The 26,753-nt window shown below is 48.9% G+C and carries 24 protein-coding genes, 1 tRNA gene and 1 pseudogene; 5 read left to right on the top strand and 21 right to left on the bottom strand.

What is annotated here, in order from left to right; genetic code table 11:
- Positions 1 to 63: 63 nt before the first annotated feature.
- Positions 64 to 1,299, bottom strand: coding sequence for a DNA polymerase IV (locus FND36_05510; protein ID QDW73544.1), 1,236 nt, complete (start codon positions 1,297 to 1,299; stop codon positions 64 to 66).
- A 2-nt stretch (positions 1,300 to 1,301) separates the two neighbouring features.
- The gene (gene clpB / locus FND36_05505; protein ID QDW73543.1) at positions 1,302 to 3,884 is read right to left on the bottom strand and encodes an ATP-dependent chaperone ClpB; all 2,583 of its coding nucleotides are present in this window, start codon (positions 3,882 to 3,884) and stop codon (positions 1,302 to 1,304) included.
- Positions 3,885 to 4,274: 390 nt separating this feature from the next.
- Between clpB and FND36_05500 the strand changes: the two genes are divergently transcribed.
- Positions 4,275 to 4,931 carry a type II toxin-antitoxin system PemK/MazF family toxin gene (locus FND36_05500; GenBank protein ID QDW73542.1) on the top strand — a complete coding sequence of 219 codons (657 nt, stop codon included), beginning with the start codon at positions 4,275 to 4,277 and terminating at the stop codon, positions 4,929 to 4,931.
- A 55-nt stretch (positions 4,932 to 4,986) separates the two neighbouring features.
- On the opposite strand, the gene FND36_05495 is transcribed toward FND36_05500, so the two are convergent.
- The 12 genes and pseudogenes from FND36_05495 to FND36_05440 all read right to left on the bottom strand — a co-directional run bounded on the left by FND36_05495 (position 4,987) and on the right by FND36_05440 (position 19,546).
- Positions 4,987 to 6,273 (bottom strand): hypothetical protein, encoded by a 1,287-nt coding sequence (locus tag FND36_05495; protein ID QDW73541.1) that lies wholly within the window; start codon positions 6,271 to 6,273, stop codon positions 4,987 to 4,989.
- Positions 6,274 to 6,384: 111 nt separating this feature from the next.
- Positions 6,385 to 7,719, bottom strand: coding sequence for an amidohydrolase (locus FND36_05490; protein ID QDW75543.1), 1,335 nt, complete (start codon positions 7,717 to 7,719; stop codon positions 6,385 to 6,387).
- 15 nt (positions 7,720 to 7,734) lie between these two features.
- The gene (locus FND36_05485) at positions 7,735 to 8,844 is read right to left on the bottom strand and encodes a M20/M25/M40 family metallo-hydrolase (GenBank protein QDW73540.1); all 1,110 of its coding nucleotides are present in this window, start codon (positions 8,842 to 8,844) and stop codon (positions 7,735 to 7,737) included.
- Positions 8,845 to 8,848: 4 nt separating this feature from the next.
- Positions 8,849 to 9,559, bottom strand: a complete 711-nt coding sequence (locus FND36_05480) for a hypothetical protein (GenBank protein ID QDW73539.1) — start codon at positions 9,557 to 9,559, stop codon at positions 8,849 to 8,851.
- 33 nt (positions 9,560 to 9,592) lie between these two features.
- Positions 9,593 to 10,327 (bottom strand): DUF5058 family protein, encoded by a 735-nt coding sequence (locus FND36_05475; protein ID QDW73538.1) that lies wholly within the window; start codon positions 10,325 to 10,327, stop codon positions 9,593 to 9,595.
- Positions 10,328 to 10,533: 206 nt separating this feature from the next.
- Complete coding sequence (locus tag FND36_05470) at positions 10,534 to 11,946, bottom strand: MFS transporter (GenBank protein ID QDW73537.1); 1,413 nt, start codon at positions 11,944 to 11,946, stop codon at positions 10,534 to 10,536.
- Positions 11,947 to 11,963: 17 nt separating this feature from the next.
- Entirely contained in the window at positions 11,964 to 13,076 is a 1,113-nt protein-coding gene (locus tag FND36_05465) for an ATP-NAD kinase (protein QDW73536.1), read from the bottom strand.
- Between the two features lie 22 nt (positions 13,077 to 13,098).
- Positions 13,099 to 14,677 (bottom strand): annotated as a pseudogene (locus FND36_05460) (glycine dehydrogenase subunit 2).
- 13 nt (positions 14,678 to 14,690) lie between these two features.
- On the bottom strand, positions 14,691 to 16,097 hold the full coding sequence (locus tag FND36_05455; GenBank protein ID QDW73535.1) for an aminomethyl-transferring glycine dehydrogenase subunit GcvPA: 1,407 nt from the start codon (positions 16,095 to 16,097) through the stop codon (positions 14,691 to 14,693).
- A gap of 21 nt (positions 16,098 to 16,118) precedes the next feature.
- Entirely contained in the window at positions 16,119 to 17,363 is a 1,245-nt protein-coding gene (locus FND36_05450) for an MFS transporter (GenBank protein QDW73534.1), read from the bottom strand.
- A 212-nt stretch (positions 17,364 to 17,575) separates the two neighbouring features.
- Positions 17,576 to 18,463: a MerR family transcriptional regulator gene (locus FND36_05445; GenBank protein QDW73533.1), complete on the bottom strand. Its 888-nt coding sequence runs from the start codon at positions 18,461 to 18,463 to the stop codon at positions 17,576 to 17,578.
- 210 nt (positions 18,464 to 18,673) lie between these two features.
- Positions 18,674 to 19,546 (bottom strand): hypothetical protein, encoded by an 873-nt coding sequence (locus FND36_05440; GenBank protein ID QDW73532.1) that lies wholly within the window; start codon positions 19,544 to 19,546, stop codon positions 18,674 to 18,676.
- 171 nt (positions 19,547 to 19,717) lie between these two features.
- On the opposite strand from FND36_05440, the gene FND36_05435 reads away from it, so the two are divergent.
- Positions 19,718 to 20,656: a LysR family transcriptional regulator gene (locus tag FND36_05435; protein QDW73531.1), complete on the top strand. Its 939-nt coding sequence runs from the start codon at positions 19,718 to 19,720 to the stop codon at positions 20,654 to 20,656.
- A gap of 4 nt (positions 20,657 to 20,660) precedes the next feature.
- Here the strand turns inward: FND36_05435 and FND36_05430 are convergent, their stop codons facing one another.
- From FND36_05430 to FND36_05420, 3 genes are all read right to left on the bottom strand, one after another.
- Positions 20,661 to 21,599: a D-2-hydroxyacid dehydrogenase gene (locus FND36_05430; protein ID QDW73530.1), complete on the bottom strand. Its 939-nt coding sequence runs from the start codon at positions 21,597 to 21,599 to the stop codon at positions 20,661 to 20,663.
- 99 nt (positions 21,600 to 21,698) lie between these two features.
- Positions 21,699 to 21,769, bottom strand: a tRNA-Gly gene (locus tag FND36_05425).
- A 93-nt stretch (positions 21,770 to 21,862) separates the two neighbouring features.
- Positions 21,863 to 22,819: a membrane dipeptidase gene (locus FND36_05420; protein QDW73529.1), complete on the bottom strand. Its 957-nt coding sequence runs from the start codon at positions 22,817 to 22,819 to the stop codon at positions 21,863 to 21,865.
- Positions 22,820 to 22,893: 74 nt separating this feature from the next.
- On the opposite strand from FND36_05420, the gene FND36_05415 reads away from it, so the two are divergent.
- The 3 genes from FND36_05415 (at position 22,894) to FND36_05405 (ending at position 24,136) form a co-directional block, all read left to right on the top strand.
- Positions 22,894 to 23,613, top strand: coding sequence for a gamma-glutamyl-gamma-aminobutyrate hydrolase family protein (locus tag FND36_05415; protein ID QDW73528.1), 720 nt, complete (start codon positions 22,894 to 22,896; stop codon positions 23,611 to 23,613).
- A 68-nt stretch (positions 23,614 to 23,681) separates the two neighbouring features.
- Complete coding sequence (locus FND36_05410; protein QDW73527.1) at positions 23,682 to 23,864, top strand: hypothetical protein; 183 nt, start codon at positions 23,682 to 23,684, stop codon at positions 23,862 to 23,864.
- Positions 23,865 to 23,875: 11 nt separating this feature from the next.
- Complete coding sequence (locus FND36_05405) at positions 23,876 to 24,136, top strand: spore coat protein (GenBank protein QDW73526.1); 261 nt, start codon at positions 23,876 to 23,878, stop codon at positions 24,134 to 24,136.
- Between the two features lie 288 nt (positions 24,137 to 24,424).
- Here FND36_05405 and FND36_05400 read toward each other — a convergent pair whose 3' ends face one another.
- Genes FND36_05400 through FND36_05385 form a run of 4 tightly spaced genes read right to left on the bottom strand, consistent with a single transcriptional unit; the run spans position 24,425 to position 26,748 of the window.
- Positions 24,425 to 24,871, bottom strand: a complete 447-nt coding sequence (locus FND36_05400) for a D-tyrosyl-tRNA(Tyr) deacylase (GenBank protein ID QDW73525.1) — start codon at positions 24,869 to 24,871, stop codon at positions 24,425 to 24,427.
- Between the two features lie 3 nt (positions 24,872 to 24,874).
- The gene (locus FND36_05395; GenBank protein ID QDW73524.1) at positions 24,875 to 25,324 is read right to left on the bottom strand and encodes a GNAT family N-acetyltransferase; all 450 of its coding nucleotides are present in this window, start codon (positions 25,322 to 25,324) and stop codon (positions 24,875 to 24,877) included.
- Positions 25,308 to 25,847: a phosphohydrolase gene (locus tag FND36_05390; protein ID QDW73523.1), complete on the bottom strand. Its 540-nt coding sequence runs from the start codon at positions 25,845 to 25,847 to the stop codon at positions 25,308 to 25,310. The genes FND36_05395 and FND36_05390 overlap by 17 nt, the downstream gene beginning before the upstream one ends.
- Positions 25,840 to 26,748 (bottom strand): DMT family transporter, encoded by a 909-nt coding sequence (locus FND36_05385; GenBank protein QDW73522.1) that lies wholly within the window; start codon positions 26,746 to 26,748, stop codon positions 25,840 to 25,842. Before FND36_05385 ends, FND36_05390 begins: the two co-directional genes overlap by 8 nt.
- Positions 26,749 to 26,753 lie beyond the last annotated feature (5 nt).

Genomic DNA, 26,753 nt, shown 5'->3' with positions numbered 1-26,753 from the left:
AAAAATTCTACGTTTTTATACCGTCATTACCTGCTATTATACACAATGATCTCCAGATTTCAACTAATGATCCGGCTTTTTTTCTTCCTCTGGAAGGCGCCCCTTTCGTATGACATTTTCCCCGTATTTCCGCCGGATCTTACTCAATGCCTGATCCAGTTTCTGCCGCTTTTGTTCCTCCATTTCCCGCTTTTTTTCTTCCTCCTGGTCCGCCTGGAAATCAAAGAGGTTCATCTGCTCCGGCTCTCCTTCTTCTGAGAGCTTGGAAGTGCGGATCCCCAGAAGGCGTACCGGCTCCCCATTCCACAGTTCCCGGAACAGTTCCATAGCCGTCTGGTGGAGCTCCTTATCCCGATTGGAAGATCTCGCAAGCTGTTTTTGGTGGGAACAGGTCCGAAAATCATGGTATTTGATCTCCACACTGATCATTCCCGCCTTATATCCTGCTTTCCGAAGCCGTCCTCCCACACTTTTTGCCAGATCCAAAAGGATCTTTCCGGCTTCTTCTTCTGTCGCCGCATCTTTGGGAAGGGTGACGGAGTTTCCAATTCCCTTTGCTTCCGCGGGTTCCGATTCTACCGCCGAGTCATCGATCCCATTAGCAAATTCCCACAGCTTGCGCCCATGGCTCTTAAGATGGAGTTCTATCAGCTTTGGATCTATACAGGCCAGATCTCCGATGGTTCGGATCTCCAGCTTCTCCAGCGTACTTGTACTGGAAGCCCCGGCCATATATAAGTCCCGGATGGGAAGGGGCCACATTTTCTCCTGGATCTCTTCCGGGAACAAGGTATGTACTTTGTTGGGCTTCTCAAAATCCGAGGCCATTTTCGCCAGCAGTTTATTGGAAGAGATCCCAATATTGACCGTAAATCCAAACCTCCGCTGGATTTCGTTCTTGATCTTAAGGGCGCCGGCCACCGGAGAGGCAAACCGGGAAGCGATCTCGGTAAAATCCATATAACATTCATCCACGCTGACCTGCTCGATCCTGGTGGTATAGGTACTCAAAAACTCCATCAGCGCTTTGCTGTACTTCCGGTAAAGAGCGTGGTCCGGCGGCTCCATCACAAGATTTGGGCATTTACGAAAGGCATTCGCCACCGGTTCCCCAGTGCGAATGCCATATTTCTTAGCCGGGACAGACTTTGCCAGCACCACACCGTGGCGGGTCTTCTGGTTTCCTCCGATGATCGAAGGGATTTCTCTCAAATCCGTCTTAGCTCCATGTTTTAGTTGTTCCACTGCCGTCCAGCTTAAATAGGCAGAATTCACATCAATATGAAAGATGATAGCCACGACTACTGACTCCTTGCGGTTAATTTCCCATTCTGCGCATCAATGAGGATCGTCTCGCCTGCGCCGATATCGCCTTTCAGCATAAGTTTTGCCGCCAGTGTCTCCACATTCTTCTGCAGGTAACGCTTCAGCGGCCGCGCCCCATAGGTGGGGTCGTATCCTCCCTCTACCACTTGATTTTTCGCCTCCGGCGTCAATGTGATAGAGATTTCCTTGTCTGCGAGACGCCGATTCACATCCGCGATCAACAAGTCAATAATGTCATAAATATTGTCTTTCGTCAATGGCTTAAACATGATCGTCTCGTCCAGCCGGTTCAGGAATTCCGGCCGGAAGTGGGCTCTCAATTCTTCCATGACAGCCTCCTGACGTTCCGGCAGGATGGTTCCATCTTCCTGGATTCCATCCAGCAGATACGCGGAACCGATATTGGAAGTCATGATCAAGATGGTATTCTTAAAATCCACCGTCCGTCCCTGGGAATCTGTGATCCGGCCGTCGTCCAGCACCTGCAGCAGCACGTTGAATACGTCTGGATGGGCCTTCTCGATCTCGTCAAACAGCACAACGGAATAGGGCTTTCTCCTTACCGCCTCGGTCAGCTGGCCGCCCTCATCGTATCCCACATATCCCGGAGGCGCCCCGATCAGCCGTGACACGGAATATTTCTCCATGTACTCACTCATATCGATCCGTACCATATTATTCTCGTCATCAAACAGACTTTCCGCCAGCGCTTTGGCCAGCTCCGTCTTACCCACGCCGGTAGGCCCTAAGAACAAGAAGGAACCGATGGGTTTGGTCGGATCTTTGATCCCGGCCTTGGAGCGGATGATAGCCTCTGTCACCAATTCTACTCCCTCATCCTGACCGATGACCCGTTTGTGCAGTTCGTCCGCCAGATGCAGCGTCTTGTTCCGCTCACTCTCGTTCAGTTTCGCTACCGGGATTCCCGTCCACCGGGACACGATCCTGGCGATTTCTTCATCCGTCACACTCTCATGGACCAGCGAGCGGTCTTCGTCTTTGACCTTTGCCTCTTCCGCCTCCAACTGTCTCTGCAGCTCTGGAAGTCTTCCATACTGTAACTGGGCGGCTTTCTCCAGATCGTAGGACTGCTGCGCCTTCTCGATCTCTTTATTTACTTGTTCCATCTCTTCCCTAAGCTTCTGTACCCGCTCAACGCCTACTTTCTCATTGTCCCACTGGGCTTTCCTGCTGGCAAATTCTTCCCGCAGTTCTGCCAGCTCCTGCTGCAGATGGGCCAAACGGTCTTTGCTCAGCCGGTCTTCCTCTTTTTTCAAAGCCGCCTCTTCAATCTCAAGCTGCATGATCTTCCGCTGCAATTCATCCAGTTCTGTCGGCATGGAATCCAGTTCCGTCTTGATCAGAGCGCAGGCCTCATCCACCAAGTCGATGGCCTTATCCGGCAGAAACCGGTCGGAAATATACCGGTCAGACAGCGTTGCCGCCGCCACCAGCGCGCCATCGGTGATCTTAACTCCGTGGAATACCTCATACCGTTCCTTCAAGCCACGCAGGATCGAAATGGCATCCTCCACCGTTGGTTCGTCTACCATAACAGGCTGGAATCTCCGCTCCAGAGCCGCATCCTTCTCAATATACTGGCGGTACTCGTCCAGAGTGGTAGCGCCGATACAGTGCAGTTCGCCCCTGGCCAGCATAGGTTTCAGCATGTTTCCCGCATCCATAGCGCCATCGGTCTTTCCTGCTCCAACGATCGTATGAAGTTCATCGATAAACAGGATGATCCTGCCGTCACTATTTTTCACTTCTTCCAGGACCGCTTTCAGCCGTTCCTCAAACTCCCCTCTGTATTTGGCCCCAGCTACCAGCGCTCCCATATCCAGGGAGAATATCGTCTTGTCTTTCAGTCCTTCCGGCACATCGCCTCGGACGATCCGCTGAGCCAGTCCTTCCACCACTGCCGTCTTTCCAACGCCGGGTTCGCCGATGAGCACCGGGTTATTCTTAGTCTTCCGCGACAAGATCCGGATGATATTTCGGATCTCGCCGTCCCGGCCAATGACTGGGTCTAATTTTTGTTCTCTGGCCCGCTCCACCAGGTCAGAGCCATATTTGTTGAGCGTGTCATAGGTCTCTTCCGGGTTATCACTGGTCACCCGCTGGTTTCCCCGGACGGTGGAAAGCGCCTGGAGGAATCCATTCCGGTCGATGCCCATCTCCCGGAAGATGGCTTTCATCTCCTTATTGGCATACTTGATCAGAGCCAGAAACAGATGCTCTACCGACACATACTCGTCTCCCATCTGCTTTGCCTCATCTTCCGCATGGACCAAAGCGTTATTCAGGTCCTGGCCTACATACTGCCTTCCGCCCTGGACTTTCGTCCGTTTCCGCAGGGCCTCTTCCGCCCTGTTCAAGATCAGGTTTTTGTCGATCCCCATCTTCTCCATCAGCTTCAGGATCAGACTGTCGTCCTGGGTCAGTAGCGCATAAAACAAATGCTCCTGTTCAATTTCCTGGTTGCCGTACTCCATGGCCGCCTTCTCACAGTCCTGGACGGCCTGCAGTGATTTCTGCGTAAATTTATTTATATTCATAGTGTTGTCCTCCTTCTCAGAGAGAGTTGCTTACATATTTGTTCTATCAACACTATAACAATATCACAGGCTGTCAGCACTGTCAAGAGGTGAGTGCTAATTTATTTTTACTTTTGCGCTGCTGTTCCTCTATATTCTAGTAAAGCCTCTAAATTTTTATCTGAGGCAAAAAAGGAAATCAAAAAATCTCTGGATTTTTCTACAGAATTATATATAATATAGATAAGGAGAGATATATCCTCTGATCGAGTTCTTTCGCACTTGAAAAAGTGTTTTTTGGCCGACAAGGCTATCTATGAAAGGATAATTTGACCGACAAGGTCACTCTGGCTATCCAGAGCAAGGTACGGTTAGCGCCGTACCTTTTTCTTAAAAAATCCCACGGAGAAAATTTCATTGAACGAATATCTTAAAGCCCAATCCAAAACAAATGAGGCCATCATTAGGAATGGTTTTAGCACTGATGAACTTGACCGCTTTTCAAAATCAGATTTTCGATGGATAAACAATAGGGGGAAACTCTTCCGCCAAAGACCCGTGAAAAAGGGGGAAATATACCAATTTGAATTTGGTAAAAACTATACTCCAGAAATGTCTTATGAACACCGTGGACTTGTGATCGGAGTCAAACAGAAACTTCTCTATGTTCTCCCAATATTTTCCTATGATTCACTCAAGCATCCAGACATCTATCATCCTCTAGATTATCCAAAATCAAAAAGCAATCTGTTCCTTTTGAAAAGAAATGAATTCTCCTTTATTTCACACGATTCAGTCTTAAAGCTAAACGACATACGAACAGTCAGTGTCAACCGCATCTTATACCAGCATAAAGGACGCATTGTCCCTTCCTCCGATACCTACAAACAAATAGAGGCCTTAACTCTGCAAAAATATTTTCCAAGTTTCTACTATGACTACCAGCAAACTCTTCAGACTGTCGAAACTTTGACTGAGAAAGTAAAAGAAATTACTACAGACAAAAAAGTCATCGAAACCGAAAACGAACAGCTAAAAGCTAAGATCGAATTTTTTAAGAAGCAATGAAAAGACTAGGTTTAAATAGAAAATAGCCGTCCTCCCTTAATTTTATCGATCCGCCTTAAAACAGGATCTCGATCAGTGTTTTGGGCCGTCCCCCCGATGGTGTGATCTCCTTTGCGTAGACCTTCCCAAGCCCCGCATCCATGATCTTATTCATGATCCTTCTTGCGCTGCGAACCGTAACTTCCAGGCAGTCCGCAAGTTCATGGGCATCGAATACATAACTCTGCCTTGCGTCGGCGATGGCGATGATCTTTAACACAGACCTGGCGCTCAGTCCGGTCCTTGCCGCGATCTCCTGGATCTTGGGATCGGAGGAGATCAGCTCGTACTGCAGCTGCTGGTCCAGCCCAAAAGGCCCTTCGATCATATGCTCGTCATTGATGCAGTAGATCTCCTGACAGTTTCTCTTCAAAGAGTAGGCAAGGGCGTCGCGGGCGTTCATCTCAGCTCGGTACGCCGTGTTCCCCATCCCGATCCCGGCATTCATCTGGATGCCGTTCGCCTTCACATCCTGCTGCAGCTTAAGGAGCTTATTCTGATGCTTCTTTTCTCCTAAAAGTCCGGCGCTGGCGAAGATCACATACTCTTTTCTTCCAAACTCAAAAACAGCGCCCTGGACGGATTTCACATACTGTATGATCTTCTTTTCCACTTCTGTTTTTTCCAGCATATTTCTGTAATAATTTTCTTCCTGCTGCTCCAGATTCGTAAGCTGCAGGATCGCTACCGAGATCCGGGAATACTCCGCCCGGCTCAGAGCATATTCATTCTGCAGCTTCTCCAGAGCGTACCGGACCATCAGTCTGGTAGGGCCAAGATAGATCACGTTGTATCCTTCTTCTTTGAGTTTGGAGTAAACCCAGGCAAACGCGGTGAGCGCCACATTCGTCCTTCCTTCATCCTGAAGATCCTTATGCCATTTGATATATTCTTCTTCATCCACTCCCGGCTGGAAGGAACTGGAATAAATGTTTCTGGCAAGTATATGGAACGCATCCAGAAGATCTTCGATCATACGGTTTTCCACCACATCGATGCTGAACGCATCTAACTCCATCCCTTTTTTCTGCATTTCCAGGAAAGCGCCGGCTACGCTGATGATTGATTTTTCCACGGAAGTATAGGGCTTTTTAATCTCTATTTCCTCTGTCACAAAGCTTTCCACCGCGCAGCCGGAGAACAAGATCGCATCGCACTCTTCCATACAAGTTTCCGTCACAGAAGCGCAGGCATTTACCTGCTCCTTGGGATAACACTTAACCTCTACCCCGGCATCCAGCTGTCTGATATATTTTTCGATGATCTGGCAGGAAGAATCCGGCCCAATGATTCCAATTCTCATGTTTCTCACCAACTATCCTTTTCATCCGCGAACGATCCAACGGAATCTTTCTCTATTATTATAGATAGAAAGAAACGGCGCGCTTTTTTGCGCGCCGCTGCTCTATAGATATTATACGCCGGTTCCATCAAAGATTTCAACCCTGGAATTATCCTCTAAAAGCCGCAAGTATTCTGCTTTGGTATATACTGGCCGGTATTCTTCTATTACCCTTTTCGCCTCCTTCGCATCTCCATACAGCAGATCGATCAGGGTGAGCGCCAGCATCTTAGCTGGCTGCAGATAAGCTTTCACCGGATCTCCCATTCGGTAATCCTTCGAATGAAGCCCTCCGGTGATCCCTTCCGTCCAGATATGCATACACGGCTTCATCTGGGAGAGATCCCCCAGGTCTGTGGACCCGGCTGTCTTATATTCTTCCACAAAGGAATCCTCCTTCGCGCCGCCATACTGGATCATATTCTTCCGATACAGCGCCGACAGGTTCCTGTCTGTCTGCATGGGCAGATATCCCATCCGGTTCTGGATCTCCACACTTCCTCCCAGCGCCAAAGCTCCCGCTTTTAACGCCCGGTCTACCTTCGCCGATGCGTCTAAGATCGCTTCCACAGTAAATGCCCGGACCATGATCTGCATACCGGCCACGGAGGGCACCACGTTTACCAGCTCCCCTCCTTCTGTGAGTACGGCGCTGACTCTTACCTTATCTTCATCCCGAAAGGTTTCCCGGACGGCATTGATATTATTCAGAGCAAGCTGCGCCATACCAAGGGCGTTGATCCCTTCATGAGGAGCGAATCCCGCATGGGCCGCTCTTCCTATAAAACGAACCGTCTTTGTCATAAAGCCGTTGCAGTCCGTATCAACAGTACACCGCTTTCCTTCCGGCATCTCCATCATATGGCACTGCAGGAAAAGATCGGTATCATCTAGTTTTCCGCGTCTTACAAGCTCCTGTTTTCCTCCGAAAAATCGAATCTCTCCCTGACGGATCAGGTTGTTCCGGTAATCATAATCCACACATTCCTCCGCCGGCACTGCCAGGAAATCCACGCTGCCCCCCAGTTCCTCCAGGGCTCCGGACTCCTTTAGCCCAAGCGCGCAGCCATAGAGGTTTGCGATCTGTACGTTATGGCCGCAGGCGTGGACGTTTCCTCCATTCTGGCTGTCTGGATGATCCGCGCACATAATACAGTCTAATTCTCCGATCACTCCTGCCTTAGGGCCGTCCTTTTTCCCCAATGTCGCGCGGCAGCCAGTGTACGCCAGGTTTTTCTCCACCTCGAACCCGGCCTGTTCAAATGCTTCCTCCACTTTCTTCTGGGTCTGGAATTCTTTGTATCCAAGTTCTGGAGTTTTGTAGATCTCCCGCCCCAGGTTAATGATCTTCTCTTGATTCGCCTCGATCGCATCCAGACATTTTTGTTTCAATTCCCGCAATTCCATCTTCGGCATCCGCTCCTATTCTCCGTCCATCATTCTGCGCATTACTTTTGCCGCTTTCCACACTTCATTGATATCCAGGGATTCTTCTACTGTGTGGACATCTCTCATACCAAGCCCCAGGATCACACTGCGGTATCCATGGCCGGCCAGTACATTGGCATCGCTTCCCCCGCCGATCACCATCAGATCCGGCTTGATCTCTTCCGCTTCCATGGCCTTGACCGTCTCTTTTACCAGGTCACACTCCAGATCCAGGGACAGTGTCGGGTAAGCCGGCTCATGGATAAATTCACAAGAGGCGCCATACATCTTCGCCGCATCCTCACAGCATTTCTCCATATGAGCCACTTCCGCCGCCAGTTTGTCCATACTATGAGACCGGATCTCCGCGGTAAGGGCCACCTCATCTGTCACAATATTCGTAGCCGAACCGCCTTCGATCTTACCGATGTTAGACGTTGTCTCCTGATCGATCCTGCCGATATGCATGTTTCCGATCGCCTCCGCGGCTACTTTAATAGCATTGATGCCTTTCTCCGGCTCGATCCCAGCATGAGCTTTTTTCCCGTGGAAGACGATGCGGATCGCCTCCATGCCGGGCGCCTTATAGGCGATCACTCCAGTATCTCCTGTAGCGTCCGCGATCACAAGGTCTTTACAGGGAAGGATACTAAGATCCATATGTTTCGTCCCCATCATACTGATTTCTTCCGATGCGGTAAATACCAGATAAATATCCCTATGCTCGGCGCCCGTTTCCAGAATGTCTTCCACAGCTTCTAAGATTGCTGTGATCCCGGACTTGTCATCTCCGCCAAGGGTAGTCGTTCCGTCTGTGCGGATAATGTCCCCTTCCTGGATAGCCTTTACGTCTCTGCAAGGCTCGATCTGATCCATGTGCGCCGCAAATCCAAGCGGAATCCCCTTCTTCGTTCCCGGAATGTATGCAACAATATTCCGCCCGTTTCCTCCATAGGCTTCTCCTGCCCGGTCTGACTGAAAGGAAATACCCCTCTCTGCCAGATACTTCTCGATCCAGTCCGCCATCTCTTTTTCCCCCTTGGATGGACTGTAGACCCGGATCATCTCCAGGAAACGTTCGGTAAGCCTCTCTTTTGATACCATGGAATTATTCCTCCTTCTCCTCTGGACCGTCCGCAAGTTCTTTCCTGTAGATCATGCGTCCCGCAAAAATGGAACCAAATACAGCCACCAGAATCACAGCATAGGACGGGGTCCCCGGCAGGAAAGACAGGAAGCCGTTCTGCAGAAGCCAGTTCATGCCAAACGCGATGATCACTGCCACTCCCGCAAGCTTAGGCCTGGAGATCGCGAACTGTCCGAATACCGCTCCGTAGAGGGCAGGCAGAAGGAAATTAAGCGCTCCTTTCAATCCTTCCGGCATTGCGTTGATGATCACATTTCCGCCAACAGCTCCGATGGTCAGGATCGCGATATTCACAATGATCGAAACAGCGATACCAATAGTAGAGATGATGGACCCTTTCTCTGTTCCCATCTCTACTTCTGCCGCTTCCTGAGCAACAGAAGAACATGGCACACGCATATTGGACGTATTTCCGGAAAGGAACGTCAGGTAAGTACCTGGGATTCCGAGAATTGGGAAATAAGAAATCGGCTCTACAATGTAAAACGCTCCGCTGACGCTGATCTGGGAGATCGTTCCGGCAATGATAGCTGAAACCGGCGGCATATACCCATAGATAACAGATATAACGATAGCCGGGAGAAAACAGGTGACAATCCCAAGCAGCATCGTGATCTTGCCCCATTTGATGATGCTGGGCATATATGTGGTTGAATAATACTGACTGTTCATTTTTCTTCCTCCTATTTCTATCCTCAGATATGATTAACCCTGCAGGCTCCAGATATACCCGATAAACATTCCGGTAAACATGGAGATCGCGAATGCCCACTCTCTCAACCAGGTGATCTTCTTATCTTTCGCCAGTTTCGTAAGTATCATCATTAAGATGCATCCGATGATCGTAGCAATGGCCGGAGCGCCTCCAAATTCAAATCCGCCCTCGGCATTGAAGAAATTGCCGCTTGCCAGGTTGGCGAAAGCTCCCAGCATAGCTCCCGCTGAGATGATCGGAACCATCTTAGCATTTCCTTTTGACATGATATGGTTTACTTTGTCCATCTTATCTGTAAAGATCAAGGTAAAGATCAGCCAGCCCAAGGACCCGCAGATCATAACCCAAACTCCGCAGGCAAAAGCTGTAGGATTCAGGTTTTCCAGCGTTGTCCCCATAGCCTGGGCACCAAATCCGGCCGCCATCGCCTCATAGTTGACGGAACCAATAAATGACAGACGCATCCAGGATACCGGCGCTCCCATAGAAACGATCAGTGAGATCATGGTTACCAGGATCACGACGGATGGTCCTATCGATGAAATAGCGCTGCTTTTGATCGCCATATTGACTTGTTCTTTAGTAAGCCCCGCCTCTTTCGCTGCTGTCAGCGATTTTTTGAAAAAAAGCACCGACTGGAATACTACGATCCCGACGGCAATTGCTGCACCCAGCCACATCAGCGGACTGTTGGCAAGATCCATGTAGTTTACATTCTCCTTCATGAAAGTAAATCTCCTTCCTTTTTGTTTAGGGACATGTCCCTAATATGTCCTTTAGAAAGAATACTCCAGCAAGAAAGGAATGTCAATTCCCTGATTTCTTAAATTGTTCACAATTTTTCTTTCTATATTTTGTCTATTATTGACAAACTATTAGCGGCAGGAAGAAATATCTTCCTGCCGCCAGTGTTAACGGGAATTATACACTTTTATAAGATCTTCTCAAACGCCGCGGTTGAGTATTCTTCCCCTGCGTCTTTTAATTTCTTAGCTTCCTGCATAGCCCGGAAACGCTCTCTCGTAATCGGGTACAAGTAGACCACAAAGGCGCACAGCAGCATCAAAATCCCCGGGATAATAGAAGACATACTTTCGACCGCGTTTTTCGCGCTTTCCGGCTGCGCGGCCAATTCAGCATTATAACCGTTGATCTCCAGAATAATTCCTACTACCTGCAGAGCCGTGGCCTTTCCTAATTTGATAAAGAAGGAAAAGTAAGAAATCATAACGCCTGTCAGCATCTCTCCGCTCTTAAACTCGTAAACTTCACAGGTATCATACAAAAGATTGTAGCTTAACACCAGGAAACTGATGATCCCAAAGTGAGCCATCGAGAACTGCACCGCCTGCATGGCAATACTGGAAAATCCGATCACTTTAAACAGGCACAGCGCCACGCCCGCAATGGACATAAATACGATAAATACCCATTTCTTGTCGTATTTGACCGCCAGTTTTCCGATCAGCAGCGATAATATGATCCCTACGATCGTTCCAGTGGTATAGACGATCGAGGTCTGAGCTTCCGTCGCCCCTACCACTACCAGCGCGTTGTACACCACTGTTGCGTTGCAGGTATTGAACGCAAAGTAGAATAAGAAGGAGGCCAGGATAATCAGGATATACGGTTTGTAGACCAGCACTTTTCCAAGGTTCTTAAAGAACGGCGCGCTCTTATCCTGGGGTTTATACCGGATCTCCCAGCCTCTTGTGGATCTCCATGTGATCAGGATGGCCGCCGCCGCGATGATCCCCAGCGTCAGAGCCGCCATCATCCAGGCTCTCTTCTCCGACATTCCCCGGTTTTCAAAAGCCGTAACCAAAAGGAGGGGAAGGGCATTGGCAAATAAAAGCCCAAACGTACCAAATACCTGTCTGATCGAAGACGCCCTTGTTTTCTCGTCGTTATTGGTGGTAAGCTCCGACCCCAGAGAAAGATACGGAATGTTAAATAATGTATAAGCCGTCCAGTAGAAGATCGTCATGATGATAAAGTAAGCGGCCTTTGCCCCCGCTGACAGATCTACCGCCGTAAACAGCAGCATGGTAAAGACTACGATCGGCCCTGCCGCGATCAGAAGGAACGGCCTTCTTCTTCCCGCTTTCAGGCCGCACCGGTCCGACATCGTCCCAATGATCGGATCGCTGATGGCATCCCAGATCACACCGATGAACACGATCGTTCCGGCCAAAGCGGGACGTATCCCGGCAATATTTGTCAAAAAGAAGATCAAAAACGCTCCCACGAATTCTGTGATGATGGTATCTCCCAGATTCGCGATTCCGAAACCTACCTTTACTTTCATCGGAAGTCTTCGATCATATTTTTCTAAATTTTCCATATCAACACCTCTTTCCTTTAGGGCTCGATCCGGTACATCATACTGTCCTGGTATCCGGTGATAATCCGCACATACCCGGCCAGTTCCTGATCCAGATCTGTATCGCCAGTATCTACCGTAAGCCTGCCTGACCCAATGTTCAAAAGTTTACTTTTGGTCGCCAGGATGATGCAGTGATCTTTACCGATAGTTCTTAAGATTCTCGGACTGATCTGCTGATTTCCCCTCCCAAACAGATGCCCCTGTCCTCCAATGACGGTCAGCACCAGGAATACTTCCCCCTGCTGCGTCAATTCATAAATATCTTTTTCCACTGCATCTGCCTTTATCAAGACCCCATCTTTTACAATATCCATTCCCAGCAGTGTATGGGGCAGGCCCAGTTTCTCCATCACTGGCCGGGTCGTGGTTCCAGGGCCGATCACATAATAAGCGTCCGGTTTCATTCCCGCTGCCACCTCCGCGGCCATTCCCATTGTGTTGTCTTTCTCCGAATAGCCTCCGCTTTTCACGCTTTGCATATAACGGTGCAGCATCGGGATTTTCATATAACCATACAGTTTTGCCTGTACCCTTCCGTTCCGGAAAGCTTCTTCATCAATATCCATAACTTCTGCTTCCTCAAACCGGTTTTTACTCTCATTGCAAAAATATGTCAGGGCTTCCCCCGCATTTCCGGCATTGTATGCATATACGGCAGAATGGATCTTGACTCCGGCCGGGATCCCTATGACTGGAAGTTCCATCTCCACAGCTTCGCAGACATTTCTGGCCGTTCCGTCGCCGCCGGCAAACAAAAGAAGATCTGCCCCCTCTTCCAGGATCTCTCTTGCGATCCGAATGGTATCTTCCGCCGTCGTCTCTCCGTCTGCCAGTGTCCCAATCACATGATATGAGAAGGCTGTCTTCTTTAGAACCTCTTCCCCCATGATTCCCGGCGCTGTCAGAAAGGTCACCTTCTCTTCCAGCCCAGAGGCTTTCTCCAAAGCGTGCAGGGCCCTGACAGCAGCTTCTGGAACTGCTCCCAGACTCCTTGCTTTCTTCTGTATCTCTGCTCCGTCGCTCCCTTTTAAGCCTACCCGGCCGCCGATACCGGCGACCGGATTGACCAGGAATCCAATTTGTTTCATAACCGTTCCCCCGCCAAATCGCTTATGCGTCTTTCATAGTCCCCGCTTTGATCCGCTTCTGCCACTGACGCCAGGTTACAGCAATCTTGTCATAATCATCTACCTCGTCCTGTAAGATTGCGTGGATCGGCGCGTTATGGGGCGCGGTCCGGATCACTTCCGGTTCTTCGTAACATTCTCTGGAAATCTCCGTCAGAATAGCCACATATTCATCCAGATCATCCTTGCTGTAGGACTCGGTGGGCTCCAAGGTAAACGGCTCCGGTACGATATGGGGATGATGGGACTGCCAGTAGTGCTGCATGCCAAAGTCTACCAGCCTTTTTGTCACATCCACCGTTCCAAATCCGGTATCTTCTTTCAATTTGTTCCAGCTGTACCTGCACTGTTCGATCCGTCGCTTGCCGGGCGCATAGTACACCTGAACGCCGCGGATCTGGCTGACCTTCTTCATCAGGTACTGGTTATTCAGGACAGAACAGATCGCGGCTTCCCGAATCCCCTCGGCTCCCATCTGCTTGATCCACATATAAGTCCTCATGACTACATGCACATTCCCCATGAAGCTCCTTACCTTCCCGATGCTCTCCGGGCAGTCATAATCCAGATAATATTTGCTTCCATCATACTCTACCCGCGGAACCGGCAGGAACGGTTTCAAAAACTCTCTTACCCCCAGAGCTCCGCACCCCGGTCCCATGCCGCCGTGCGGAGAAGAGAAAGTCTTGTGGAGGTTATAATGGATCAGGTCAAATCCCACTTCTCTGGCTCTGGTGATTCCCATAATGCCGTTTACATTAGCCTGGTCGTAATAGCAGAGCGCTCCCACTTCGTGGGCGGCATCCACATACTCTTTGATCCTTGGGTTGAAGATTCCTGTATCCTCCGGATTGGTAATAAAGATGGCCGATGTTCTCTCAGAAAGGGCCGCTTTCAATGCTTCCAATTCCGGCACTCCATCTTCGCCCGGCATCAGAGTGATCACCTTATATCCCGCTGTGGCAGGCGCTCCCGCATCACAGGGATGAGAGAAGATGGTTGTGATGATCTCGTCTCTCTTTTCATCTCCTCTGGCCTTATGATAAGCCCTTACGACACTGGCTCCCTCATAACAGGCCGCGGCGCCGCCGCCCGGATGAAAGTTGAAGGCATCCATACCGGAAATCTCGCACACCATTTCCTCCGTTTTCTTATAAATTTCCAGAATTCCCTGGATAGTGGAATCGTCCTGCAGAGGATGCACATCCACCAGATTTTCATTTCTGGCCGCCATATGCTCCTGTACTTTCGGGCTGTATTTCATGGTGCAGGTTCCCTGGCTTAAGTCCGGCGTGATATCCGCGCCCAAGACTTCCTGGGTCAGCCGCATATAATGGCGGTTGACCCTCATCTGATGTACTTCTGGGAGGTTGGGCAGTTTTTTTCCGTTTCATAGAAGCCGGGATCTTGTCGCTTCCTTTTCCAACTTTTTCTATGATCTCTCCCTCCGGTTTTGGCACCGCAATCCCCCGCTGTCCCGGAACACTCAAGTCAAAAATGATTTCTTCGTCCCACTTTGCCTCGTGGAAACGTCTTAGATATGTATGATAATCTCTGCGCATAATGTCCTCCTCCTTATCCGTTCACCACTTTGAGAAGTGAATCCGCCATATGATCGATCATTTCTTTGGTCACCATCTCTGTTACACACACCAGGGCACACTCGCCAAGCTCTGGATAATCTTGTGTCAAAGTGACTCCGGAGAAGATCTTCTCTTCCAAAAGACTTTGGCGGATCTCCTCAGCTGTCTTCCCGGTGCCGCTGTAATCCAGGACAAATTCTTTGAAGAAAGTTCCGGTAAATTTCAGCGCCACTCCTGGAATTTGAGAGAACCGCTGTGCAGCGTACTGGTTCTTGGTCATGATTGTATCTCCGATCTCTTCCATCCCTTTTGGTCCCATCAAAGCCAGATATACAGCTACCGGTGCGGTCCACAGATTGTTCTGGGTTCCTGTGAATTCTTTCCCCTTCTCCCGCATCGCGTAGTGGGTCCGTTCCATCAGGACGACCGTATATCCTACCTCTCCAGGCACAGTCGTCTCCACCACACCGTCTACCAGTTCTTTGAACTCAACCATGTATTTCATATCATCCTTACAGGCGATATAGCCGGCCTGGGCGCCGCCGCAGTGCAGATGAAGACCCAGTCCGTGGAGGTCTCCCACACAGATCGTCGCCCCATAATTCCCTGGCGCTTCCATTACGCCCAAAGTAATGGGATCCGCATAAACGATAAATTCCGCTCCAGCCGCTGCGGCCATCTCTCCGATCTTTGCTCCCTGGCTTTCGATCACACCCAGATAATTAGGATTCTCGATCAACACTGCCGCAACTGTATCGTCTAGTTTTGACTCAAGATCAGCAAGATCCATCTCTCCTGTAGACGGGTCATACGCCACTTCCTCAATCACCAGCGCTTTTTCTTCGATTGCAGATTTTACATAATTTTGGGCAATCAGCAGATTCTGAGGCGTCATGGTCTTAGGTACTAAGATCTTCTTTCTTCCTGTGATCCGGTTTGCCATACAAAAAGAGGTGGACACCGCCTGGCCGCCGCAGTGGCAGGGAACCGTCAGAAAGTCCATTTCTAAAAGTTCTGCCATCATGCTCTGGTACTCGAAGAAGATCTGGTATTTCCCATGATCCGCCCAGGTCTCCGCCCCGTAGCAGGTCAGAAGTTCGCCTCTTCCGGCGATCTCATCACATACAGCCGGCACAAAGTGCTGGGCGCATCCTGCTCCCATGAAATTGTCGTACTCATTGCAGTTCTTATTTTTCGCAAGGATCTTCTCCATATGCCGCTTGATCCCAAGTTCATCCCGGATTGGTTCCGGCAGGTTCAGCAGGCCTTTGACCCGCAGCTCCTCAGGAATTTCTTCATATAGATCCATCACATCCGAGGCGCCCACTTCCCGGAGCATCTCTTCCTGGATTTCCGGCACGGAATTCGGTATGTATGGAAACACTGTTTTTTGGCTCATATTTCTTTCCTCCTCTTTCTATTAGATTGCTCTCCCCGGATGTCCCTGCAGCGCTTCCCTTTCCTCTCGCTTTTTCAAGGTTGTGGGATTGGTTTCTGTCAGACAGATGGACAGAACCATCGCGATAGCGAATACGATTGCCGCAGAGAGGATAATAGTCTTAAGATCTGGGCACACATTCCCGGAGATTGCCGGAACAACCGCGCCTCCTACCGCTTCACCCACGCCTGCGACGAAACCTCCGGCCGTAGCCTTCAGGGAGTCCGGCACAGACTCATAAGGCACGATCGAGTAGTACAGCGGCAGCGTAGAAATTGGAAGTCCGGCAATCAACGCATACACCACGATTGTTGCCTTGCTCTCTGGCATAACCGCCATTACCACCGGGGCAATGATCGCCACGCCAAACACTGCTGCCAGAACGGGTTTTCGTCCTATATTATCTGAAATCTTCGGAACCGCAAAGGCATAGATAATGGCCAGGACACCCATAGAGCTTGTAACAAAGCCCATGCCGTTAATATCCAGGCCGGCATACTCAACCCAGTAAAGCGGCGCGTAGTTCATAATGATCCAGTATCCGCCAAGCCCCATGACCGCGATCAAACCTGCCAGGACTACATTCTTCTTCTTCAGCACCTGTCTAAGCTGTCCCTTTCTGCTGTCCAGCTGCAATTCGGATTTCCCTGTATCCCGCACGATCTTGATCATGGCAAAGCCTACCAGGAGTACCAGGATACAGATCAGTGCTGTTGAGTTCCTCCAGCCCATCCAGGTACAGAGCTGGGTCATCAGAATCGGACCGCATAAGGTTACGATAAATTCACAGGTCGAATTCACATACCCTGTATTCTTCCCATAAGATTCCTTTGTGGATGCCGGTTCCATGATATTGTAGATCAGAACCAGGATCGGACCTAACGCCACGCCAAACGCGGCCCGAAAGAAGATCAGCATCCCATAGCTGTTGGCCGCAAAAGACAACCCCGCGAAAACACCCGCCGTGATCGTCAGCGGGACGATCCACCATTTCTTATGTCCAGTCCGGTCAGAAATGTAACCTATGATCGCCGATGAGATCGCGAACGCGACCGTTGTCGCGCCGCTGATATAGCTTACCTGGGCGTTTGTCATAGGAATGGATTCCATGATCGCGGGCATCATAAAGTTCACTGCCAGACGGTTCAGATGCAGGAATCCCCAAGTCAGAGAAAACAGAACCACGATCCTTTTCTCATAACTTCTGTCATAGCTTTTCTCAGCCATCGTCTTTGTTTCCCTCCTTCACTTTCTTTTTCATTCGTTCAGACATCTGCGCATTGCCTTTCTGATATGCATCTTAAACTCTGAACTTAGGTGGAAAGTCAATAGAAAAGTGTGAAAATTTTATTTATCTTTCCAAAAAAAAGCAAAAAAAACAGCACATCTTGGATTTTGTCGAATTTCAAAATTCAAGATGTGCTATATTCCTGCTTTTCCTACAAGTTTTCCCGCTTTTTCACGGGAAAATGAATCTTAGTCAAATACTGCTCCTCGCTGAAGGTATTGCTGATATCCATCAGATAATACTCCAATGGAGGTCCTGTGATCTCATACCCATTGTCTCCGATCCATTCTTCCAGATACTGATAGGTTTTCCGGCTCTTGCTGTAAGGACCGATGTGGATCGTGCTTGCTGTAAGGAATCCGCCAAACTGGCGCAGTTCCCGACACTGGAAACCGTCCGGCTTGATCACCGGAAGGCAGACTTCCAAATCTCCCTTTTCTTCACTGAACTGCCGTTCATACCCATCATGAAAAATGCCGATATAGGGCCCGATCGTATACAGATTATATTGGCTCCTCAGTCGCTGAAGTTCCAGACACCGGTCGGAAAAAAGATTCTCCGCGTTCACTTCGCTGGGATAGCGGGTATACAAAACCCACATTTCCTTCAGCGGCGCCACCTCTACCGGATAGAAATGTTCCACAGAAAACAAGGAAGTATCCGCCTCCACATCCAGGAAACTCCTGCCGTTTGTCACTCTCCGATACGCGTTCTGGGCGGATAGAAGCTTACTCTCCAGGTTTTCAATCTCTCCCTCGATCTCCCTTACTTTCTCTCGCAGACATTCCTCTAGCTGACGGTGGCTTTTCTTTTTCAAAATCTCCCGGATCTCTTCCAGAGATAATCCCAGAGACTTCAGATCTCGGATCGTCTGCGCCCGCTCTAACTGGTGGACGGAGTAATACCTGTATCCGTTGCTTTCATTGCGGATCGCGGGAATCAAAACCTGCTCCCGGTCATAATAACGCAGAGCGGTAATACTGATCCCTGTCAGCCTTGCCAATTCACCGATCGTATACTTTTGTTTCTTTCCTTGCATTAAGACCTTCCTAACAAAAACATAATATGATAAACCACGAGAAACCCTCTACTTAGGTTGAGGTTTTTGAAGAAACATTCCGCCCTTCTTTACCCCCCCCCCGTATTTTACCATTTGTACTCTTAAGCTTGTCAATGATTTATCAAACAAAATCCTGACCAATTTTTCTTCTGTGTTTTTGTATAGAATTGACAAACGCTATATATCTATTTATCTTTTCAATGAGTAGATCCACAAGGCTTTGATCTGCCCCTCCAGCCGCTCAAACTCCCATAAGTTCTCTGTATTTGCTTTGCTAAAGGGATCATTGACCTTGATCTTTCCATCCTCATACCCTGCCAGCACGATAAAATGTCCCTTGTCCGTGAAATCTCCCGGCCCTACGCTGCAGATGATCGGATGGCCCGCCTGAAGCTGACTGACAACCACTGTTTCTTCAATCTCTCCTTCATAGCATGTCAGGCCCCAAGCCGCGCACCCATCGCTCATCAGCTTCCAGTAGGTATTATTTTCCTCATCCACGTATCCATTTGCCGTCCCATAGGCAGCTACACTGGCGGGAGTGATGGACGCATCTCCGGTAAGGCCGCTGGCCACCATGGAAAGGCAGGTAGGCCCGCAGCCGCTGACTGCCACGATGCTGGTTCCATAGGACGCGTATCCCCACCGCTCATCCCATTGGATCAGCTCTGGAATTTCCCCCTGGATCAAATCGTCCCCGATCGTCTGAGCAGGGGAACTGTCTTTCTTTTCTTCATAATTCGCTACGAATTCTATAGTCTCTTCGTTTTTATCCAGAAGTTCTATAACTCCGGCGGGATATCCCCGTTCCACCGCGGTCTTTTTCACCCTTGCCAGCCGTTCCCGGGGCGTCTCATCCTGAAGCGCTCTGTCTGTCTCCTGAAGCGTCCCTTTGATTCCTTCTGAACTGCTTATCGCCCCGCTGGTTTTCTGTTCTTCCGCAGAAGATCTTACTGTATATATGACCGGAATTGCCACTGCCAAAACCGCTAAAATCACGATTATAAGGATCTGTCTTTTCACCTGCTGCCTTCTTCTGGAATACTTCTTTTCTTTTGTCATATGGACCTCTCCTTATCGGAACTCTATTATACTATACCTGTTCCAAAAGAGGCAACTTAAGGTATTCTTAATTCTCTTTGAAGCCTTCTCCCCTCCCTCCGGCTTATTGCGTTTCCGAGCGCTGAAGGCTATAATGGGGCTATAAGAGAAGACAGGAGGCATGGCGCGGTTATGTTCCATTCTATGCATTACGTTTATGAAGTTTACAAAGAACGCAGTTTTTCCAAGGCAGCGGCTAATCTCTATATCAGTCAGCCCTCCTTGAGCGCTGCCGTCAAAAAAGTAGAAGAAAAGATCGGAGCGCCCCTGTTCGACCGCAGCGTCAGTCCGATCCAGCTGACCGAATGCGGAGAACACTATATCCGATCCGTGGAAGAGATCATGGATATCCAGAACCGATTTGAAAACTATCTGAATGACTTAAATGAATTAAAGACAGGACAGCTTTCCATCGGAGGCAGCAACCTTTTCGCCTCCTATATCCTGCCGCCCATGATCGCCCGGTTTACCAGGAAATACCCTCTAGTCAGAATCCATCTCACAGAAGCGGACACTCCTCAGCTTATGGAGCTGTTGTCCCGGGGGGCTTTAGATTTGGTCATCGACAACTGCCAGTTTCCGGAGTCTGTCTATCACCCTCATTTTCTCGCGGACGAGACCCTATTGCTGTCAGTGCCGATAGCTTTCCCTTCTAACCAGCGGCTCTCCAGGTTTCTGCTGACCCAGAAGGATATCCTGGAGGGACGGCATCTGGATCCATCCTTCCCTTGTGTCTCTTTGAGGGAATTCCGTTTGGAACCTTTCATCTTCCTTCGTTCCGGCAATGACACCCGCTCCCGGGCAGAGAAAATCTGCCAGATGGAAGGGTTCTCTCCCAATGTGATCCTTAAATTAGACCAGCAGGTGACCGCTTTCAATATCTGCCGGTACGGCATGGGCATCACCTTTGTTGGAGATACGCTTATCCGACACATTGCCAATGTAGATGAATGCTGCTTCTACAAACTGGACAACCCCCAGACAAAGCGGAGCATCGTCTTCTACCACAAGCAAGCCAAGTATATGACCCGAGCAATGGAAGAATTTCTCAAAATCGCCGGACAGGACTAAGCCATTATCTCTGACAGAAGAATTCTTCAATCTGTCCCTGGATGATCTCCATAAGCCTTGTCCTGGACTCAATGCTGGCCCAGCCGATATGGGGTGTGATAAACAAACGCCTGCTGTCCCGGATCCTTTGAAGCGGATTATCCGGACTCATAGGTTCCTCCCTCAGCACATCCAGCCCCGCCGCCTGGATCTCACCTGATTCCAGTGCCTCTGCCAGATCTTCTTCCACCACAATAGGCCCTCTTCCTAAATTCAGGAAAATACAGCTTTTCTTCATCTTCTGAAAAGCCCTGGCATCGATCAGATCTTCCGTATTCTGATCCAATGGCGCATGGACGGAAATGATATCCGAAGTCCGAAGCAGCGTATTCAGATCCACCTGATGATAGCCCTCCTGTGGCGCGCTGCCCGACGCGGAAGCGTATACCACTTCCGCTCCGAATGTTTCCGCGATCTTTGCTACCTTTCTTCCAATATTTCCAAGCCCAATGATCCCCCACCGCTTTCCGTTCAATTCATAGAAACTTTCCGCGAAATGGGTAAAGATCGTATCATCTACATAACGGCCTTCCTTTACATAATCATCATAATAACGCAGCTTCTCCAGAAGATAGAACAGCATGGCAAAGGTATGCTGTGCCACCGACTGAGTCGAATAGCCGGCCACATTCCTCCAGGCGATTCCCCGTCTGTCCAGGTATTCCTTATCTAAATTGTTGGTTCCGGTGGCCGTCACACAAACCAGCTTTAAGTTCTTCGCGTTTCCAATGGTGGATTCATTGACCTCCACCTTATTGACGATGACCACATCCGCGTCCGCCGTCCGCCAAGGGACCTGCTCCGACCGGGAAAATCCATATTTTACCACTTCTCCCAGCCGATCGAAACCGGATAAGTCTATATCATCACCTATCGTTTTCGCGTCCAAAAACACTATTTTCATACTTTTCCTCCCGCCGCTTTTGCTTTTACGCTTCCCGCAAACAAAATCATACTCAAAAAAGCCGCAAACGCTGACTATGCAACGCTTCCGGCTTTTCCAAGCAGATGACGGGAGTCGAACCCGCCTCCCCAGCTTGGGAAGCTGGTGTTCTACCGATGAACTACATCTGCGTACCTGTCTATTATAGCACAGCTTTTCCATACAGAAAAGAGGGAATTTTATTTTTTTCAATTTCCCTGTGCAATATCAGACAGCAGCAGCGCTTATGGGATCACACGCAGGGCGTTTCTCCGCCAGATCATATCCAGCTGCCGCTCTGATATCCCTTTTTTCTTCAGCGCTTCCCAGAGACGTTCCATGCTCCCCACCTCCGGGATATCCATAACCTCCATACCGTCAAACCCGTCAAAGTCTGTGCCGATCGCGGGAAAACTGCTGCCTCCCACGTCAATCATATGAAGGATATGATGCGTGATCTCAGAAATCCTGGATTCCGTCTCTGTACCCAGAAACGGCCCATAGAAATTTACTCCCGCGATTCCGCCCCTGTTTGCGATCGCCCGGATCATCTCATCTGTCAGATTCCTTGGATGAGGGCATACCGCCCGGCAGTTAGAATGGGAGGCGATCACCGCTCCCCTCGCGTGTTCCAACACGTCCCGCACAGTCCCATCAGAGGCGTGGGACACATCTACGATCATTTTCAGCTCGCTCATTCTCTCTACCATCTGGATTCCAAACGGCTTCAATCCCTGCCACATCTCTCCCGGCCGCCTGCTGTTTGGATGCCCGATACAGTTCTCGTGATTCCACAGCAGCGTTACCAGCCGGACGCCTTTCCGATACAATTCCTCCAGCCTTTCCATCTTCCCATTGAGCACGCCGCCGTCCTCCACCCCAAGAAGAGCAGAAATCTTTCCTTCTGATTCATTCCTGAGGATCTCCTTCCTGGAGCACGCGCGGGCGATTTCATCAGGAAACGCGTTGATCTGCTGATCCAGAAAACGGATCATCTCCAGGATGCGCGCGTACCCTTTCTCATACGCTCCCTTTGCCTTGTAATCCTCTAAATATGTGAAGCATGCAAAAAACTGGGCCAGCGTACCGGCTTTCTTCATACCGGGGATATTGATACTGCATTGATTCTCCATCAGATTTCCCTCTTTATCAAGGTCCATCATCTTCCACAAAGTATCACAATGCATGTCGATCAATTTCATATTCAGCCACTCCTTTGCATATTATCCTATATAATCAGTATACTCTTCAAATTCAGTTTATGAAAGGGATTTTTATGACTTCAATCATCGGGATCATCTCCTGCGGCTATCACAACGGGAGACAGTTTGTCACAGACACATATATTAAAGCCGTTGAAGCGGCGGGAGGCACTGCCGTTCTCATCCCCTGCGCCAAAGAATCATCTTTCTCTGTTTATACTGACCTTTGCGATGGATTTCTCTTCTGCGGCGGCGATGATGTCTCCCCGCTTTTGTTTGGGGAAGATCTTCTGACTGCCCAGGGCAGGACTAATTGGGACACGGATTGGTTCCATCTAAGTTTCATGCGCCATGTGCTGGAGACAAAACTTCCGGTCTTTGGAATCTGCAGAGGGATGCAGATCCTTAATCTGGCTCTTGGAGGCACGATCTGCCAAGATCTTTCCCTGCGGGACGCTTCCTCCCTTCAACATATGCAGATCTCTGACAGCCGTTCCGACCCCTGCCATAAAATCATCATTTCAAAAAATAGCATACTATATAACATTCTTGGAGAACATCAGATTGTAAATAGCTTTCATCACCAATGCGTGAGACAACTTGGACAGAACCTCAAACCGACCGCGGTAGCTTCGGACGGAATCATAGAAGCCATTGAGTCTGCCTCCCATTCTTTTGCGGCAGGCGTCCAATGGCATCCGGAATGTATGTATCAAAGAAATAATAAAATGGGGAAACTCTTCCAATATTTTGTCCGTCAATCGGAAAGCGCGAAAAATTTAACTCTGATCTAACATATTTTCCTCTTTTTGACACATACTAATCCCGAAAAACCACAATTGTTCTTAAAGGAGGAAAGACAATGTCCGAAATATCAATTTTAGATCTGCAGAACCTTCGCCACCTGATCGGGGGCTATGAGACATCCCACTGTAAAATGAACGACTATGCCGCGCAGGCAAAGGACCCGGAAGTAAAAAAACTTTTTCAGGATGCGGCAAACTGCGCAATGAAAAACAAACAGGATCTTTTAAAATTTTTGTAGGAGGAAGAACAATGTTAGACGACAAAACGATGGTAGCAGATGCATTGGCCGGCGTAAATGGAGAACTTGTAAGATATGGGGAAATGATCCCTCAGACAGAAAACAAAGAATTAAAGCAGTGTTTGAAGCAGCTGCGCAATGAATGTGAAATGTCTCAGGAAAAGCTTTATCAGATCGCGCGGGAGAAAAGCTATTATATTCCCGCCGCAAAGGCAACCCAGCAGGAAATTGACCATGTACGTTCCGTACTGACAGGCGGCGCTATGAAGTAGGCCTTGCCTGGGAGAAAAACGAGATTTTCCCGTTTTTCTCCTTTACATATTTTTCAGATTATGATATTATATTTCCATCAGTTAATAGTTTTCTACTCATATCGTTCAAACTTATCAGATTTTTCTTTGGTTTCTTAATTTTTTCCCCGCAGTTGTTTTATTATTGTAATTATTTCTTTTTGGATATCATTTTTTACATTTCCTGTGCGTTTTTCTATGCACAGACTTAATCTTTTCCTCTTTTTAGGCGCCGACAGCCAAAAGACTGCTGCGGCGCCTGGTCTTTTTCTACAATGTATCTGAATCCAGGATAATGGTAAACGGCCCGTCATTAACAAGGCTGACTTTCATATCCGCCCCAAATCTTCCTCTTTCTACGACACGAACCTGTTCTTTACACTTACTGATAATATACTCGTACATCTCTTCTGCCATATCCGGCGCTCCGGCTCCAATGAAACTTGGCCTGTTTCCTTTCTTGCAGTTAGCATACAGAGTAAACTGAGAGATCAGCAGAAGTTCTCCCTCCACCGCTTCCAGTGAAAGATTTGTTTTCCCCTGCTCATCTTCAAAAATCCTAAGAGCAAGCATTTTCCGGATCATTTTGTCCGCGGTCTCCTTTGTATCACTGTCGCTGACTCCGACCAGCACCATGAATCCTTTCCCGATTTTTCCCAGGATCTCTCCGTCCACCTTCACTTCGCTTTCCGATACTCTCTGAATTACAAATCTCATCTTCTAATCCTCCTGTGCTTCTTTGATCATCTGGACGTAAGGCAGATCCTTATAACCCATAGCAAGATACAGTTTTTTCGCCCGCAGATTGTCCGGTTCGATCTCCAGCCGAAGCCGTTTCACCGTGGGGGCTACCTTTTCGTCCACATACCGGAAGAACTCTTTTCCAAGTCCATGGCAACGATATTCAGGACGGATATATAATTCTTCCAGCCAGACCACTCTTCCGCCGGCTTCCTGGGAAAAGGTATAACTGGTCAGCCCGTACCCGGCTTCGATCCCGTCCTTTTCCAGAATATATCCTTTGACAAACTCTTCTGAACGCATCATTTCCTTCCAAGTCTCTTCCCTGTAAGAAGCTGGAATAGAGTGGAGCACCGCGTCGGAATCATAGAATTCACGGCTTAAATCCATATAGAGCTGATAATCTTCTTTCTTAATTTCTCGTACCATATGATATTTCTCCCTTCTTGTCTATTTGGGGTTCCTGTATACCGAACATTGTCCTGCACAAAGTTTTTCCTGTCTCCGTCACAAAAATTCGCTCCAAAGCTGTCTTTACCGCTTGAGAATCATTTCCGTTTTCATACAGATTGACCAGGAAATCAGCTTCAACCAAGATCTGATAATCTATACCATCGATTTTCTGATAAGTATGATGATGGCCAATCAGATAGCATACCCTTTGGATCAGTTCTTCGTCATACCCAAGTTCCCAAAGCATTTTCCGCGCCTCCGGCGGACCTTCTAACTCCTGATTTTTTCCGCTGGAATTTCCATATTTTATCTCGCTGGCTCTGATACCAATATCATGAGTGATCGCGGCCGTTTCCAGGATCCTCTGGAGTTCCGGCGAAATGTGTTCCATCTCCCCGATCAGTTTCGCATAGGCGTACACTTTCATAAAATGCTGGATCTGCTTTGGACGCCCCGCATAGTATTCCATCATTTTAAGAATCAGCGGATAATTATTCATACTGCAATTTCTCCTTTCTCTCCGGCAATTGTGCAAGCACGATCGCCGCAAACATCAAAATACACCCTGCTCCCTCTCTTAGCGACAGCCGTTCCCCAAGGATAATCCATCCAGCCAGAACAGAGAAACAGGACTCCAGACTCAAAAGCAAAGAAGCCACCGTTGGATTCACATTCTTCTGCCCCACGATCTGCAGGGTGTAAGCCACACCGCAGGAAAGCACTCCCGCATACAGAAGAGGAAACCAGCTTAAGAGCAAGCCTTCTATTCTTGGTTCTTCCCATAGAAACATTGGGACCAGGGAAACGATCCCGCATACAAAAAACTGGATACAGGACATTTTTACCCCATCTACCTTCGGCGCAAAATGATCGATCACCAGGATATGCAGGGAAAACAACAATGCGCATAGAAGCACATAGAAATCTCCGATATTGACCGAAAAACCATCGGTAATACACAAAAGATATAAACCAGCAAGCGCCGCCGCCACCGCCGCCCAGATCTTCCATCCTGCTTTCTGATGAAGAAAAATCCCCAGCACCGGTACGATCACGATATAAAAAGCCGTAATAAACCCTGCCTTTCCAGCCGATGTATAGACTAGGCCGATCTGCTGAAGACTGCTGGCCGCAAAAAGCAGAAGACCGCAGGCGATTCCGCCTGTGATCAGATCCTTTCTCGTACCGGGGACTTCCTGCCCTGATTCCTTCTTCTGATCCTTCCGGTTCCATCTTTCCAGGAAAAAGATACAGGGAAGCAAAGCCGCTCCTCCGATCAGATTCCGCACACCGTTGAAGGTAAACGGGCCAAGATGATCCATTCCCACACTTTGGGCCACAAAAGCCGTCCCCCAGATAAATGCTGTCAATATCAGCATACACGCATTTTTCGTCCGCATATTTC

The sequence above is a fragment of the Lachnospiraceae bacterium KGMB03038 genome (assembly GCA_007361935.1).
GTDB lineage: Bacteria > Bacillota > Clostridia > Lachnospirales > Lachnospiraceae > Massilistercora.
Note: the sequence above shows the minus strand (reverse complement) of the source record. Positions and strands in the feature narration are given on the sequence as shown.